The sequence below is a fragment of the Streptomyces sp. MAI_2237 genome (assembly GCF_054189285.1).
On sequence record NZ_JAJPGQ010000003.1, the window covers coordinates 2,284,611 to 2,300,837 of the forward strand.

The following is a 16,227-nucleotide window of genomic DNA, read 5'->3' on the forward strand; positions in this document are numbered from 1 at the left end:
TCGGCGAGGGTCGGTCGTTCAGTACAGGTCGGACGTGGCGTAATGCTCGATCGCCGCCATCGGGACGGACAGCCACTCGGGGCGGTGGCGGGCCTCGTAGAGCACCTCGTATATCGCCTTGTCCGTCTCGTAAGCTCGCAGCAGCACCGGGTCGGTGCGTGGATCCTGGCCGCTGACCTCCGCGTATCCGGTGCAGAAGGCGGCACGGCAGGTCTCGGCCCAGTCCTCGTCGGGCCGTTCGGCGGAATGGGCGGCGTAGTCGAAGGACCGCAGCATGCCCGCCACGTCCCGCTCCGTCGGCTGCGGCATCCGCCGCTCGGCCAGCGGTTTCGACGGCTCGCCCTCGAAGTCGATCAGCCACCACTGACCGCCCGGCGAGCGCAGGCACTGCCCGAGGTGCAGGTCCCCGTGGATGCGCTGCGCGGTCCAGGTGCGGCCCTCGGCGGCCAGGTCGGCCAGCGCGGTGAACGCCGTGTTCAGGGCGGGCGCGTACGGCCGCAGCGCGGGCACCGCCTGCGCGGCCGCGTCGAGGCGTTCGATCATGCCGTCGGCCAGCAGGCGCATCTGCTGGTGCCCGAGGGTGACCGTCGGCAGCGCGCGGGCCAGTGCCGTGTGCACCTCGGCGGTGGCGCGGCCCAGCTCGCGGGCCTCGCTGCCGAAGTCCTCGCCCTTGGCGAGCTGCCGCAGGGCCAGCTCCCAGCCGTCCGAGGCGCCCTGCAGGAAGGGCTGCAGCACGCCGAGCACGTACGGCTCGCCGCCCAGGTCCGCCCGCACCCACGCCGTCGGCGCCGGTACCCGCGGGCAGCCCTCCCGGGCCAGCGCCAGCGGGAGCTCCAGATCGGGGTTCACGCCGGGCAGCACCCGGCGCAACAACTTCAGAATGAACGTATCTCCATAGATGACGGAGGAGTTCGACTGTTCGGCGGTCACCACGCGCGGGACGAGCCCGGAGCGGATCTCGCGGCCGCTCTCCCGCTCGAAGCGCAGCCCGCCGATCCGGGCCCCGGAGCGCAGGGCCTCCAGGAGCACCTCGGCGGCCCGGCCGTCGTACAGGGCCTCGTAGACCGTCCGGCCGGCGAGCGGGCCGTCCTCCACATGTCCGATCAGCGCGGGCGCCAGCCGGGGTGGCAGCGCCTCGCGCACGCCTATCAGGAGCTGGTAGCAGTCACCGGGGTGCGTCTCGGCGCCCAGGGTGAGCGGCTGATGGGCGCGTACCAGCAGGTGGTACAGGCCCAGCTTGCCGCCGGTCGGCAACAGCTCGGTGGCCTCGACCAGCGTGAATCCGGTGACCGGGCGTCCCTTGCCCGCGAACCAGCGCTGCCGTGGCAGCCACTCCCTGAGCAATGGGTCCAGGGATTCCAGCAGGCCAGGGCTGGTCTTGCCGGAAAGTGTGACCGTTTCCGCCATAACGTCACATTCCTTTCCCCGGGGTGGGCGGGGTGTTACGTATGCGTGCCCCGGGTGGGGCAGAGGAAACGCTCCACCCGGGGTTCTGCGTGGCCCTACGACGGCTCCTTGCGCAGCCGGAACCAGTAGAAGCCGTGGCCTGCCAGGGTCAGCAAGTACGGCAGATCACCGATGGCGGGAAAACGCACCCCGCCGAACAGCTCCACCGGATGCCGGCCGTTGAAGATCCGCAGATCGAGCTCGGTGGGCTGCGCGAACCGTGAGAAGTTGTGCACGCACAGCACCAGATCGTCCTCGTACTCCCGCAGGAACGCCAGCACGGCCGGGTTGGACGACTGCAGCTCCGTGTAGGACCCGAGGCCGAAGGCCAGGTTCTGCTTGCGGATCTCGATCATGCGGCGGGTCCAGTGCAGCAGCGAGGAGGGCGACGACATCGACGCCTCGACGTTGGTGACCTGGTAGCCGTAGACCGGGTCCATGATGGTCGGCAGGAACAGCCGCCCGGGGTCACTGGAGGAAAAACCCGCGTTACGGTCCGGTGTCCACTGCATCGGGGTGCGGACGGCGTCGCGGTCGCCGAGCCAGATGTTGTCGCCCATGCCGATCTCGTCACCGTAGTACAGGATCGGCGAGCCGGGCAGGGACAGCAGCAGGGCGGTGAACAGCTCGATCTGGTTGCGGTCGTTGTCCAGCAGCGGGGCGAGGCGGCGGCGGATGCCGATGTTGGCGCGCATCCGCGGGTCCTTGGCGTACTCGGCCCACATGTAGTCGCGTTCCTCGTCGGTGACCATCTCCAGGGTCAGCTCGTCGTGGTTGCGCAGGAAGATGCCCCACTGGCAGCCGGAGGGGATCGCGGGCGTCTTGGCGAGGATCTCCGAGACCGGGTAGCGCGACTCCCGCCGCACGGCCATGAAGATGCGCGGCATGACGGGGAAGTGGAACGCCATGTGGCACTCGTCGCCGCCGGACTCGTAGTCGCCGAAGTAGTCGACGACGTCCTCGGGCCACTGGTTGGCCTCCGCGAGGATCACCGTGTCCGGATACTGGGCGTCGATCTCCTTGCGGACCCGTTTGAGGAAGTCATGGGTCGCCGGAAGGTTCTCGCAGTTCGTGCCCTCCTCGGCGTAGAGGTAGGGCACGGCGTCGAGGCGGAAGCCGTCGATGCCCAGGTCCAGCCAGAACCGCAGCGCCGAGATCATCTCCTCCTGCACGGCCGGGTTCTCGTAGTTGAGGTCCGGCTGGTGGGAGAAGAACCGGTGGAAGAAGTACTGCTTGCGCACCGGGTCGAAGGTCCAGTTGGACGCCTCGGTGTCGACGAAGATGATCCGGGCGTCCCCGTACTGCTTGTCGTCGTCGGCCCACATGTAGTAGTCGCCGTAGGGGCCGTCGGGATCCCGGCGCGACTCCTGGAACCACGGGTGCTGGTCGCTGGTGTGGTTCATGACGAAGTCGATGATGACCCGCATGCCGCGCTGGTGGGCGGCGTCGACGAACTCGACGAAGTCGGCGAGGTCGCCGAACTCCGGCAGGACGGCCGTGTAGTCCGAGACGTCGTATCCGCCGTCACGCAGTGGGGACTGGAAGAAGGGCGGCAGCCACAGACAGTCGACGCCCAGCCACTGAAGGTAGTCGAGTTTGGCCGTGAGGCCCTTGAGGTCGCCGACGCCGTCGCCGTCGCTGTCCTGGAAGGAGCGGACGAGGACCTCGTAGAAGACCGCGCGCTTGAACCACTCCGGGTCTCTGTCCTTGGCGGGGGTGTCCTCGAAGGTGTCCTGAACGGGCTCGTTGACGATCATATGGTGGGTGACCCTCCGATCTGCGGGGTGGACGGTCGCAGGACGGTGAACACGTGCGCGGGACGAGTGCCCGGTTCGAGGCGTACGTAATTCGCCCTGCCCCAGTGATAGGTCTCGCCGGTGAGCTCGTCGCGCACCGGCACCGACTCGTGCCAGTCCAGGCCGAGTTGCGGCATGTCCAACGAGACCGTGGCCTCCTGGGTGTGGTGGGGGTCGAGGTTGGCGACCACCAGAACGGTGTTCGACCCGCTCCGCTTCGAGTACGCGATGACCGCGTCCTGGTCCGCGTGGTGGAAGTGGAGGTCGCGCAACTGGTGGAGGGCGGGGTTGGCCCGCCGGACGGTGTTGAGTTTTGTGATCAGGGGGGTGATGGTGCGGCCCTGGCGTTCGGCGGCTTCCCAGTCGCGGGGTTTGAGCTGGTACTTCTCCGAGTCGAGGTACTCCTCGCTGCCCTCGCGCAGCGGGACGTTCTCGCACAGTTCGTAGCCGGAGTACACCCCCCAGGTCGGCGAGAGGGTCGCGGCCAGGACGGCGCGGACCTCGAAGGCGGGCCGGCCGCCGCGCTGCAGGTACTCGTGCAGGATGTCGGGGGTGTTCACGAAGAAGTTCGGCCGCATATAGGCGGCCGTCTCCTTGGACAGCTCGGTGAGGTAGTCGGTCAGCTCCTGCTTGGAGGTGCGCCAGGTGAAATACGTGTACGACTGCTGGAAGCCGACCTGGGCCAGGGTGCGCATCATCGCCGGCCGGGTGAACGCCTCGGCCAGGAAGATCACGTCCGGGTCGGCGGCGTTGATCTCGGCGATCACCCGCTGCCAGAACACCACCGGCTTGGTGTGCGGGTTGTCGACCCGGAAGATCCGCACCCCGGCCGCCATCCACACCCGCAGCACCCGCAGCGTCTCGGCGACCAGACCGTCCATGTCGGCGTCGAAGGCGATGGGGTAGATGTCCTGGTACTTCTTCGGCGGGTTCTCGGCGTAGGCGATGGTGCCGTCGCTGCGGTGATGGAACCACTCCGGGTGCTTGTGCACCCACGGATGATCCGGAGAGCACTGCAGGGCGAAGTCCAGGGCGATCTCCAGCCCCTGGGCCCGGGGCCTGCTCCACGAACCAGGTGAAGTCCTCCATCGTGCCCAGCCGCGGATGCACACTGTCGTGCCCGCCCTCCGGCGAACCGATCGCCCACGGCACCCCCACATCCGCCGGCCCCGGCGTCAGGGTGTTGTTGCGGCCCTTGCGGAACGTGGTGCCGATCGGATGGATCGGCGGCAGATACACCACGTCGAAACCCATCGCCGCGATCGCCGGCAACCGCCGCGCCGCAGTGCGGAAACTGCCGTGCGGCTCCTCCGCGGTGCCCTCCGAACGCGGAAAGAACTCGTACCAGGCGCCGTACAGCGCCCGCTCCCGCTCCACCAGCAACGGCAGCGTCTCCGAAGCCGTCACCAGCTCCCGCAACGGATGCGCCGCCAGCACCGCGTCCACCTCCGGCGTCAACGCCGCCGCCAGACGGGAGGCGGCCGGGCGGGACTCGTCACGCAGGGCGGCGGCCGCGGCCAGCACGGTTTCGCGTTTCTCTTCGGGCGCGTCGTCGGCCGCCCGTTCGTACAGCCGTGCCCCTTCCTCCAGGACCAGCTCCGTGTCCAGGCCGGCCGGGATCTTGATCTGCGCGTGGTGGCGCCAGGTGGTGATCGGGTCGCCCCACGCCTCCACCGTGTACGTCCAGTGACCGGGTTCTCCGGCGGTGACGGTGGCGCCCCAGCGGTCGGTGCCGGGCGCCAGCTCGCGCATCGGCGTCCACGGGCCCGGTCGGCCCTCGGGGTCGGTGAGGACGACATTGGCGGCGACGGCGTCGTGGCCCTCGCGGAAAACGGTGGCCGAGATCTCGAACGACTCTCCGGCGACCGCCTTCGCGGGGAGGCGGCCGTGCTGGACGACCGGGCGGACGTCGAGGACGGGGATGCGTCCGACGCCGGCGGTGGCCGGCTCGGCGCTGGGCGTCGGGGGTGCCGACGAGTGGTGCGTGGCGGGCATGACCGCTCCTGTCCGCGTCAACGTGGGTGGCCGGTTGGCTGTGGGGAGGGGGTCCTGCGTGGCTTCTGTCGTGAAAGGTACCGGAGGAGCCTTCCCACCCTGTTCGGGTGAGCATTCCGGCACTTTGTTAACTACTCACGCGTTTGTCTTCACACAAGACTGGCCCCGTTCGTGAACGAACGGGGCCGTCTCTGGGCCAAGTTCCCACGAATTTCCTACGTAGTTCCTAAGAAGACGGCACCTGCAGCAGTTCGTCCGGCGAACCGGGTCCCCGTCCGCCTACCCCGGAGACCGCCAGTCGGAACAGGGCGCGGGCGACCTGTGCCGGCGTGGCCCTCGGACGGCCGGCCAGGTACAGCGCGGCGGCGCCCGTCGCGTGCGGTGTCGCCGTCGACGTGCCCGAGATGGTCGCCTTCGCGGTGTCGCTGGTACCCCAGTCCGAGGTGATCGACACCCCGGGAGCGAAGAGATCCACGGCGGAGCCGTAGCCGGAGAAGGCCGCCCGGGCGTCCGTCCGGTCGGTCGCGCCGACCGTGATGGCCTGCCTGACGTCCGCGGGGGAGTACAGGGCGGCCGGCAGGCCGTCGTTCCCGGCCGCGACGGCGTAGGTGACACCGGAGGCGATGGAGTTGCGGACGGCCGCGTCCAGCTGGGCGCTGTGCCGGCCGCCCAGGCTCAGGTTGGCCACCGCCGGCTTCCTGGCGTGCCGGGTCACCCAGTCGATACCGGCGATGACCTGCGACGTCGTACCGGAGCCCGAGTTGTCGAGCACGCGTACGGCGACCACCTTCGCCTTCTTGGCCACGCCGTACGTCGTGCCGGCGATGATCCCGGCGACATGCGTACCGTGGCCGTTGCCGTCCGAGGCGGTCCCGTCGTCGCCGACGAAGTCCCAGCCGTAGCTCGCGCGCCCGCCGAAGTCCTTGTGGGTGATCCGGACACCGGTGTCGATCACGTAGGCGGTCACCCCCGCGCCGCCGGCGGAGGGCCAGGTGTAGTGCCTGTCCAGCGGCCTGACCGGCTGGTCGATCCGGTCCAGGCCCCAGGACGGCGGGTTGCGCTGGGTGCGGTCGAGGGCGACGCGGGTGTCCTGGGCCACCGAGGCGACGCGCGGGTCGGCCGCGAGGCGGGCGGCCTGTCGCGCGTCGGCCCTGATCGCGTAACCGTTGAGGACGGAGCCGTAGGTCTGGCTGATACGGGCCCCGTACGTCTCGGCGATGCCCTTGCCGGCCGGCGTCGTGGCCCTCGTCCCTCCCCCGAGCGTCACCAGGTAACTGCCGCTGACGGAGCCGGGCCGGCCGGCGCCGAGTATCCGTCCCTCGGGTGCCGCCTGCGCGGGCAGGGTGGCGGCCGAGAGCGCGGCGGCACAGGCCACCGCGGTCAGGCCCGCTGCCCGGCGCAGACGTCTGCTTCGCGTCCGTGCCATGGTCGTACTCCCCTCCCTGTGTCTCCCCCTCGGCAGCCTCTCGTGCGGTGTGAGGCCCCACAAGAGGGCCCAGGGGGTGAATCGGCCATGTCGGCCATGGGGGACGAGCGAAGGTTGCGGTGGTTTTCGGACTGTGTACGAGAGTGCCGCCCTCTTGGACGCGCCGTGGTTCTCAGGGCCCCGGCACCGATAACGTCGTCATTGACGACGAGGCGCACAGTGTTGTGCGTCCGCACAGCACACGCGTCGAGGTGGGAAAGTGAAGGCTATCCGTCGTTTCACCGTCCGGCCCGTTCTCCCCGACCCCCTGCGGCCGCTCAGCGATCTCGCGCGCAATCTGCGCTGGTCCTGGCATGCGGAGACCCGCGACCTCTTCCAGTCCGTCGACCCCGAACGCTGGGCCGCCTCCGAGGGCGATCCCGTACGGCTGCTCGGCAGCGTGTCGCCGGCGCGGCTCGCGGAACTGGCCGAGGACCGCCGGTTCCTGCGCCGGCTGACGGCGGTCGTGGACGACCTCAACGACTACGTGTCGGGCGAGCGCTGGTACCAGGCGCAGTCCGGCGATCTCCCGGCCGCCGTCGCCTACTTCTCGCCCGAGTTCGGCATCACGGCCGCCCTGCCCCAGTACTCGGGTGGGCTCGGCATCCTGGCCGGCGACCACCTCAAGGCCGCCAGCGACCTCGGTGTCCCGCTGATCGGCGTGGGCCTGCTCTACCGACACGGCTACTTCCGGCAGTCCCTGTCCCGTGACGGCTGGCAGCAGGAGCACTACCCCGTCCTCGACCCCAACGAGCTGCCGGTGGCCCTGCTGAACGAGCCCGACGGCAGCCCCGCCCAGGTCTCCCTGGCCCTGCCCGGCGGCCGGCGGCTGCACGCCCGGATCTGGCTCGCCCAGGTCGGCCGCGTCCCGCTGCTCATGCTCGACTCGGACGTCGAGGAGAACGACCTCGGCGAGCGCGGGGTGACCGACCGGCTCTACGGCGGCGGCAGCGAGCACCGGCTGCTGCAGGAGATGCTGCTGGGCATAGGAGGAGTGCGGGCGGTGCGGGCGTACTGCCGGCTGACCGGGCACCCGGAGCCGGAGGTGTTCCACACCAACGAGGGGCACGCGGGCTTCCTCGGCCTGGAGCGCATCGCCGAACTGTGCGCCCGGGGGCTGGACTTCGACTCCGCGCTGGAGGCGGTGCGCGCCGGGACCGTCTTCACCACCCACACCCCTGTCCCGGCCGGCATCGACCGCTTCGACCGCGAGCTCGTCGCCCACCACTTCGGCCCCGACGCCGAGCTGCCGAGCATCGACGTCGAGCGCGTCCTGCGGCTCGGCATGGAGACCTACCCCGGCGGCGAGCCCAACCTGTTCAACATGGCCGTGATGGGCCTGCGCCTGGGCCAGCGCGCCAACGGCGTCTCGCTGCTGCACGGCCACGTCAGCCGGGAGATGTTCTCCGGACTGTGGCCGGGATTCGACCCCGACGAGGTGCCGATCACCTCCGTCACCAACGGCGTCCACGCCCCCACCTGGGTCGCCCCCGAGGTGTTCCGGCTCGGCGCCCGGCAGATCGGCGCCCAGCGCACCGAGGACGCGCTGACCGTCGGCGCCTCCGAGCGCTGGGACGCCGTCGCCGACATCCCCGACCAGGACATCTGGGAGCTGCGCCGCAACCTGCGCGAGCAGCTGGTCGACGAGGTGCGCGCGCGGCTGCGCGCGTCGTGGCGGCAGCGCGGCGCCGGTACGGCCGAGCTGGGCTGGATCGACGGGGTCCTGGACCCCGACGTCCTCACCATCGGCTTCGCCCGCCGGGTCCCCTCGTACAAGCGCCTGACCCTGATGCTCCGCGACCGCGACCGCCTGATGGACCTGCTGCTCCACCCGGAGCGGCCCGTGCAGATCGTGGTGGCGGGCAAGGCGCACCCGGCGGACGACGGCGGCAAGCGCCTGGTCCAGGAACTGGTCCGGTTCGCCGACGACCCCCGGGTCCGGCACCGCATCGTCTTCCTCCCCGACTACGGCATGGCGATGGCGCAGAAGCTCTACCCGGGCTGCGACATCTGGCTGAACAACCCGCTGCGCCCGCTGGAGGCCTGCGGCACGTCCGGCATGAAGGCGGCCCTCAACGGCTGCCTCAACCTCTCCGTCCTGGACGGCTGGTGGGACGAGTGGTTCCAGCCCGACTTCGGCTGGGCGATCCCGACGGCGGACGGGGTGGGAACGGACCCGGACCGGCGCGACGACATAGAGGCGGAGGCGCTGTACGACCTGCTGGAGCAGCGGGTGGCCCCCCGCTTCTACGAACGCGGGCAGCACGGCCTGCCCGACCGCTGGATCGAGATGGTCCGCCAGACCCTGACCCTGCTCGGTCCGAAGGTGCTGGCCGGCCGCATGGTGCGCGAGTACGTGGAGCGCCTCTACGCCCCGGCCGCGCAGGCGCACCGCGCGATGGACCCCGACTCCGCGCGCGAACTCGCCGCCTGGAAGGGGCGGGTGCGGGCCGCCTGGCACGAGGTGAAGGTCGACCACGTGGAGACCTCGGCGACCACGGCGACCGCGGAACTGGGCACGACGCTCGCGCTGCGGGTCCGGGTCGCCCTGGGCGACCTCGGCCCGGACGACGTGGAGGTGCAGGCCGTCTCCGGCCGGGTCGACACCCAGGACCGCATCGCGGACGCCGCCGCGGTCCCGCTGAAACCGGCGGGCGCCCCGGACTCCGACGGCCGCTGGGTCTACGAGGGCCCCCTCTCCCTGGACCGCACCGGCCCCTACGGCTACACCGTCCGTATCCTGCCCGCGCACCGACTGCTGGCATCCGGCGCGGAGTTGGGACTGTTGGCCGTGCCGAGCGAGGAGACCGGCGAGGGGGCGGGCGTGCTGATGCGCTAGCGCTCCGGCCTGCCGGGCGGGGCGGTCCTGCGGCCGCCCCGCCCGGCTCCGGCCGCGGGGGCCCTCACCACTCCGCGAGGTCGGCGCACATCCGGCGCAGCACCTTCCCGCAGCGCCGCGCGTAGGCGTTCTGCAGGCCCCGGGTGGCCGCCCCGCCCGCTCGCGCGTACCACTTGGCCGGGCGGCTGAACGCCGACACCGTCAGCCACACCGTGCCGTCGCCGGTCCGCTCCACGACGAACGCCTCCTCGCCGCACTCCGGATGCCCGGCCAGCGTGCCGTACGCCCAGCCGGCGCGGCGCGGTTCCTCGACCGTGTAGACGATCCGGCAGGGCGCCTTGATCATCCCGGCGAGGGTGACCGTGACGTCGACGTCGGCGGCGGCGCGGTCCGCGCCCGCCTCGATGCCGACGCCCATCTCGCGGTGCATCTCCCAGGTCAGCACCGCCTCGGAGGCCCGGCGGAAGACCTTCTCGCCCTCGCCGATGCGCGTACGCACCTGCATCTGGTGAAAGCCCGGCGGGCAGAACCCGCCGCGCCGGGTCGCGCCGATGTCGTCGTACGTGAAGTCGCTCGGGGGCATGGGACACAAGAGTAGGGCGGCACCCGGGGAAACCCTCTCCCCGGGTGCCGCCCGCCAACCCCCCTCGGGTCAGCTGACGTTGACCGCGGACCAGGCCGCCGCCACCGCGTTGTACTCCGTGCTGCCGGAGCCGTAGAGCGCCGCCGCCGCGCTCAGCGTGCCGGTGCGGGCCGACTTGTAGTTCGTCGTCGACGTGAAGTACGTCGTCAGCGCCTTGTACCAGATCTGCAGCGCCTTGGCGCGGCCGATGCCGGTGACCGTGGAGCCGTTGGACGTCGGCGAGTTGTAGCTGACGCCGTTGATCGTCTTGCTGCCGCTGCCCTCGGAGAGCAGGTAGAAGAAGTGGTTCGCCACACCCGAGGAGTAGTGGACGTCCAGGTTGCCGACGGAGGAGGACCAGTAGTCCGCCGAGCCGCCGTCCTTGCTGGGCTTGTCCATGTAGCGCAGCGGGGTGCCGTCGCCGTTGATGTCGATCTTCTCGCCGATGAGGTAGTCGCCGACGTCGGAGGAGTTCGCGGCGTAGAACTCCACGCCGGTGCCGAAGATGTCGGAGGTCGCCTCGTTCAGGCCGCCGGACTCGCCCGAGTAGTTCAGGCCCGCGGTGTTGGAGGTGACGCCGTGGCTCATCTCGTGCCCGGCGACGTCCAGGGACGTCAGCGGGTGGGTGTTGCCGGAGCCGTCGCCGTAGGTCATGCAGAAGCAGCTGTCGTCCCAGAACGCGTTCACGTACGAGTTGCCGTAGTGGACGCGGGAGTAGGCGCCGACGCCGTTGTTCTTGATGCCGGAGCGGCCGAACGTGGACTTGTAGAAGTCCCAGGTCTCCTGCGCGCCGTAGGCGGCGTCCGCGGCAGCCGTCTGGTCGGTGGTGGAGCTGGAGGCGGCGCCGGTGCCCCACACGTTGTCCGCGTCGGTGAACAGCGTGCCGGTGCCCGAGGTCTTGTGGGCCAGGTTGTACGTCTTGTGGCCGCCGCGCGAGGTGTCGTACAGCTGGTACGTCGAGCCCGACAGGTTCGTGGTCAGGCTGACGCTGCCCGAGTACAGCGTCTTGCCGGTGCCGGTGGCGTTCTCGACGCCCTGGTACTCGAAGAGCTTCTTGCCGGTGGCGGCGTCGGTGATGACGTGCAGCTGGTTCGGGGTGCCGTCGTCCTGCAGGCCGCCGACGACCGTCTCGTAGGCGAGGACGGGCTTGCCCGAGCCGGCCCAGATCACCTTGCGGGCGCCGTCGGCCGCGGACTTGGTGGAGCCCAGCGTCTTGGCGGCGCTGACCGCCTGCTTCTCGGCCTTGGCCGGGGTGAGCTGCGCCTTGAGGGAGGCGACCTTGATGGCCGCCTTGACGGCTCTGGTCACGCCCTCGGTCCTGCCGGCCTTGGAGGTGTGGACGACGAGGTCGCCGCCGAGGACCGGCAGGCCCGCGTAGGTGCGCTCGTAGCGGGTGTGCGTGGTGCCGTCGGCGTCCTTGACGACGTCCTTGACGACCAGCTTCTCCTTGGCGCCCAGGCCTATCTTCTGCGCCGTCTCGGCGACGTCCGCCTGCGCCTTCTTGATCAGGGAGACGCGGGTGGCGGCCGAGAGCGCGGTGGGGGCGGCCGCCGGGCGGGCCGCGGTCGCGGCGTCCGCCCTGGTGGGGGCGGCGGCCGCGGTACCGGTGGTCAGACCGGTGGTGAGCAGGGCTCCGGCCGCGACGGCGGTGGCGATGGCCAGAGTCGAGCGCTTGTGACGCGCGTAGAGGGGGGTCACACAAGCTCCTTGTGGTGGGGGAGTCCTCGCCCGGCGTGGGGATGCCGGGTCGCGGGTTGCTTGAGGTTGTGCGGCGGTTGTGAGGAAGAGTGACATCCAGGCGCGTACATGTCAGTCCCCTCAAGTGATGTTGGCCGAAAAACGTCGTCCAGGTGAACATTGCAGGCGTGTAAACCGAGTTGGCGCCGGTAAAGGGCCAACCTTCGGGACGTAAGGCGACGGCAAAAAGGGGCGCCGCCCCGGGGAGTCGAACCACCGGGGCGGCGCCCTGAATTCGGGGCTTGAGGCCTTAGGGGCCCGCGGCCTACGGGAAGGTGAGCTTCCAGCTGTTGATCGTGCCGACGTCCTGCGCGGCCTGGTCCTGGACCCTCAACTTCCAGGTGCCATTGGCTGATTCGGTGGAGGCGTTCACCGTGTAGGTGTCCGTCACGTTGTCCGCAGAGTCGGAGGAGCTGAAGTTCTTCAGCCGGTAGGCGGTGCCCGACGGGCCGATCAGATCGATCACCAGGTCGCCGCGCCAGGTGTGAGTGATGTTCGGCGTGACCTGCAAGTTGGACGGTGCGTTTCCGGTCCGCCCGGAGACCGTGATCGACGAGGTGACGGCGGGGCCGTTGTCCGGAATCGACACCGCGGTCGTGCTCTCGTACGACGTCCCGGTGCCGCCCCCGCCGCCGGAGCGCGAGCCGACCGCCACGCCCGCCCAGGCGTCCTGCACCGCCTTGTACTCGGCGGAGGTGGTGCCGTAGAGCTCGCCGGCCGCCGCGAGGGTGCCGGTGCGCGCCGAGGCGTAGTTGGTGGTGGACGTGAACTTGGTGGTCAGCGCCCGGTACCAGATCTGCAGTGCCTTGGCGCGGCCGATCCCGGTGACCGGCAGGCCGTCGGCGGTGGGCGAGTTGTAGCTGACGCCGTTGATCACCTTGGCGCCGCTGCCCTCGCTCAGCAGGTAGAAGAAGTGGTTGGCGGGGCCGGACGAGTAGTGCACGTCCAGACCGCCGAGGCCCGAGTACCAGCTGTCCTTGGACGCGCCGTCCTTGCTGGGCTTGTCCATGTAGCGCAGCGGGGTGCCGTCGCCGTTGATGTCGATCTTCTCGCCGATGAGGTAGTCGCCGACGTCGGAGGAGTTCGCGGCGTAGAACTCCACGCCGGTGCCGAAGATGTCGGAGGTCGCCTCGTTCAGGCCGCCCGACTCGCCGCTGTAGTTGAGCCCGGCCGTGTTCGACGTGACGCCGTGGCTCATCTCGTGCCCGGCGACGTCGAGCGAGGTCAGCGGGTCCGCGTTGCCGGAGCCGTCGCCGTAGGTCATGCAGAAGCAGCTGTCGTCCCAGAACGCGTTCACGTACGAGTTGCCGTAGTGGACGCGGGAGTAGGCGCCGACGCCGTTGTTCTTGATGCCGGAGCGGCCGAACGTGTTCTTGTAGAAGTCCCAGGTGACCGCGGCGCCGTAGTGGGCGTCCGCGCCGGCGGTGGCCGCGTTCGACGTGGTGCCGTTGCCCCAGGTGTTGCTGGTCTGCGAGAACAGCGTGCCAGTGCCCGAGGTGCCGTGGTTGAGGTTGTACGTCTTGTGGTTGCCGCGGTCGCCGTCGGTCAGGTTGTAGTTCGAGCCCGACTGCGTCGTGGTCAGCGAGACCGTGCCGCTGTACTGCGTGTTGCCGGTGCCGGTGGCGTTCTCGATGCCCTGGTACTCGAAGAGCTTCTTGCCGGTGGCGGCGTCGGTGATGACGTGCAGCTGGTTCGGCGTGCCGTCGTCCTGGAAGCCGCCGATGACGGTCTCGTAGGCGAGGACCGGCTTGCCGCTCGCCGCCCAGATCACCTTGCGGGCGCTGTCCGCGGTGGCCTTGGTCCCGCCCAGGGCCTTCGCGCGGCTCACCGCCTGCTTCTTGGCGGCCGCCTTCGTGATGTCCGGGGTGACGTCGGAGACCTTGATGGCCGCGTTCGTCGCCTTGATGACGCGCTCGGTGGCGCCCGACTTGGCGGTGTCGACGACGAGGTCGCCGCCGAGGACCGGCAGGCCCGCGTAGGTGCGCTCGTAGCGGGTGTGCAGGGTGCCGTCGGCGTCCTTGACGACGTCGCGGGCGACGAGCTTCTCCTTCGCCCCGAGGCCGATGTCACGAGCCGTCTGGCCGCGGGCCGTGTCGGCGTCGCGCAGCAACTCGGCGCGCTGCGAGGGGGAGAGCTTGACGGCCGCGTGGGCCGGGTTGCCCTTGGCGGCGGAGGCCTGCGCCGGGGCGGCGGAGGCGGCGCCCGACTGGACGGCCGCGGCGAGCAGGGCGGTGACGCCGGCTATGGCGAGGGTGTGGGAGGTGCGTCTGCGAGAGGAACTGCTTCTCAACACTGACTCCTTCTGCGTGGTCGCGGATCGCGCGACCAGGGGAGATCCGGACGGTGGGTCGACCGCCCGGGCAGAACTGGGGTGGAGCTGTGGGGTTGCTGTGTTGAAGCTGTGGGAAGGGTGGCAGGAGATTGACCGCCTGTCAGGAGCGCGTCAGGAACTTGGCCAGAAATAGTTCGTTGACCGGATATCCGTGTTCGCTATACGAACATGCCGCTGGCCTATGAGCCGATCACCCGGCCCGTGACGCGATCACGCGGGGTGCGATCCCTCCCCGTGCCACGTCCCCCACAGCGCCGCGTACGCGCCGCCCGCCGCCACCAGCTGCTCATGGGTGCCCAGTTCGGTGAGCCGGCCGTTCTCCATCACGGCCACGCGGTCCGCGTCGTGCGCGGTGTGCAGCCGGTGCGCGATCGCGATGACCGTGCGGCCCTCCAGCACGGCGGCCAGGGCGCGCTCGGTGTGACGGGCGGTCGCCGGGTCCAGCAGCGCCGTCGCCTCGTCGAGGATCAGGGTGTGCGGGTCGGCCAGCACCACGCGCGCCAGGGCCAGTTGCTGCGCCTGCGAACCGTCGGTGTGCCGGCCCCCGTCGCCGAGCGGGGTGTCCAGGCCGTCCGGCAGCTCGCGCACCCACTCCCCGGCGCCCACCGCAGCGAGCGCCGCCCACAACTCCTCGTCCGTGGCGTCCGGTTCGGCCACGAGCAGGTTGTCGCGGACCGTGCCGAGGAACACGTGGTGCTCCTGGGTGACCAGGACGACCTGCCGGCGCAGCTGCTCGGGACCGAGGTCGACGACGGGCACACCGCCGACGGTCACCGATCCCTCGGTCGGCGCCTCGACCCCCGCCAGGAGCCGGCTCAGGGTCGTCTTCCCGGCCCCCGAGGGGCCCACGACCGCCAGCCGTTCCCCGGGCCGTACGGTCAGGTCGACCCCGTGCAGCACCTCGCCGCCGCGGTCGTAGGCGTACCGGACCCCCGACACGTCGATCCGGTCGCCGGCCGGTGTCGGCGAGCCGTCCCGCACCGCCCGCGGCGCCCGGGCCAGGCCCTCGACGCGGGCGAACGAGGCCCCGCTGTTCTGCAGTTGCTCGATCCGCATCAGGATCTCGTCGAGTGGCCCGCTCAGCCGCTGCAGATAAAGGGCGGCCGCCACCACCGCGCCCAGGCTCAGCGTGCCCCGTCCGTGCAGCAGCCCGCCGGTCAGCAGGACCGCGGCCACCGGGAGGAGGTAGGACACCTCCACCACGGGGAAGAACACGCTCCGCAGGAACAGCGTGTACAGCCGGGTGCGCCGGGACGTCTCCAGCGCGTCCCGGGCCGCCCTCACACGCCGCTCCTGAAGTCGCAGCGCCTCGACCGTGCGGGCACCGGCCGCCGTCGCCGCGACGATCTCCGCCACCTCCGAGGTGGCGGCTCCCTCGGCGAGATAGCCGTCCCGGGCGCGCCGCAGATACCAGCGCACGCCCCACCCGATGGGCACCAGACCGAGCAGACCGCACGCGCCCAGCAGCGGGTGCAGCGCGAACACGGCGGCGAGCAGGAACAGCGCCTGCACGCCGTTGATGAGCAGGTCCGGGCCCGCGTCGCGCAGGGTGGTGCCGACCAGCGCCACGTCTCCCGTGCCGCGCGCGGTCAGATCACCGGTGCCGGCCCGCTCCACGACCGACGCGGGCAGCGCGAGCGCGCGGTCGACGAACTCCTCCCGCACCCGGGCCAGCGTCCGCTCGCCGAAGCGATGGCCGACATAGCGCGCCCAGCGGGCCAGCAGCAGCTGCGCGAGCGAGCAGAGCAGGATCCACAGGGCCAGCCGGTCGACGGCGCCCACGCCCCCGCCGGCCCGCACCTCGTCCACGATCCGCCCCACCAGCCAGGGCCCGGCCAGCCCGGCGCCGGCGGCGCACGCGTTGAGCGCCAGTACGGCGGCGAAGGCCCGGACGTCGGCGCGCACGAGCCGCACCATCGCGCGCCGCACGTCGGCGCGTTCGGCGACGGGAAGGCGCCCGGTGGGGTCCGGTGTCACCGTACGAGGGGAAGGCGA

The 16,227-nt window shown here is 70.9% G+C and carries 8 protein-coding genes and 1 pseudogene; 1 reads left to right on the forward strand and 8 read right to left on the reverse strand.

Translation table 11 applies throughout. From position 1 onward, the window contains the following. Nucleotides 1–18 precede the first annotated feature (18 nt). The 4 genes and pseudogenes from LN251_RS21055 to LN251_RS21070 all read right to left on the reverse strand — a co-directional run bounded on the left by LN251_RS21055 (nucleotide 19) and on the right by LN251_RS21070 (nucleotide 6,663). Nucleotides 19–1,407 (reverse strand): maltokinase N-terminal cap-like domain-containing protein, encoded by a 1,389-nt coding sequence (locus LN251_RS21055; RefSeq protein ID WP_458245743.1) that lies wholly within the window; start codon nucleotides 1,405–1,407, stop codon nucleotides 19–21. A 95-nt stretch (nucleotides 1,408–1,502) separates the two neighbouring features. After that, on the reverse strand, nucleotides 1,503–3,203 hold the full coding sequence (gene treS, locus LN251_RS21060) for a maltose alpha-D-glucosyltransferase (RefSeq protein ID WP_458245744.1): 1,701 nt from the start codon (nucleotides 3,201–3,203) through the stop codon (nucleotides 1,503–1,505). Further along, a pseudogene (locus LN251_RS21065) lies at nucleotides 3,200–5,237 on the reverse strand (alpha-1,4-glucan--maltose-1-phosphate maltosyltransferase). The gene treS and the pseudogene LN251_RS21065 overlap by 4 nt, the downstream one beginning before the upstream one ends. 226 nt (nucleotides 5,238–5,463) lie before the next feature. Next, the gene (locus LN251_RS21070) at nucleotides 5,464–6,663 is read right to left on the reverse strand and encodes a S8 family peptidase (RefSeq protein WP_458245745.1); all 1,200 of its coding nucleotides are present in this window, start codon (nucleotides 6,661–6,663) and stop codon (nucleotides 5,464–5,466) included. A 259-nt stretch (nucleotides 6,664–6,922) separates the two neighbouring features. Here LN251_RS21070 and LN251_RS21075 point away from each other — a divergent pair, with 259 nt between their 5' ends. Beyond that, on the forward strand, nucleotides 6,923–9,541 hold the full coding sequence (locus tag LN251_RS21075; protein ID WP_458245746.1) for a glycosyltransferase family 1 protein: 2,619 nt from the start codon (nucleotides 6,923–6,925) through the stop codon (nucleotides 9,539–9,541). A 64-nt stretch (nucleotides 9,542–9,605) separates the two neighbouring features. Here LN251_RS21075 and LN251_RS21080 read toward each other — a convergent pair whose 3' ends face one another. The 4 genes from LN251_RS21080 to LN251_RS21095 form a co-directional block, all read right to left on the reverse strand. Next, complete coding sequence (locus LN251_RS21080; protein WP_458245747.1) at nucleotides 9,606–10,124, reverse strand: DUF1990 domain-containing protein; 519 nt, start codon at nucleotides 10,122–10,124, stop codon at nucleotides 9,606–9,608. A gap of 69 nt (nucleotides 10,125–10,193) precedes the next feature. Further along, on the reverse strand, nucleotides 10,194–11,861 hold the full coding sequence (locus LN251_RS21085; protein WP_458245748.1) for a M4 family metallopeptidase: 1,668 nt from the start codon (nucleotides 11,859–11,861) through the stop codon (nucleotides 10,194–10,196). A 304-nt stretch (nucleotides 11,862–12,165) separates the two neighbouring features. Next, entirely contained in the window at nucleotides 12,166–14,190 is a 2,025-nt protein-coding gene (locus LN251_RS21090; RefSeq protein ID WP_458245749.1) for a M4 family metallopeptidase, read from the reverse strand. A gap of 252 nt (nucleotides 14,191–14,442) precedes the next feature. Then, nucleotides 14,443–16,149, reverse strand: a complete 1,707-nt coding sequence (locus tag LN251_RS21095) for an ABC transporter ATP-binding protein (RefSeq protein ID WP_458246764.1) — start codon at nucleotides 16,147–16,149, stop codon at nucleotides 14,443–14,445. Between the last annotated feature and the right edge of the window lie 78 nt (nucleotides 16,150–16,227).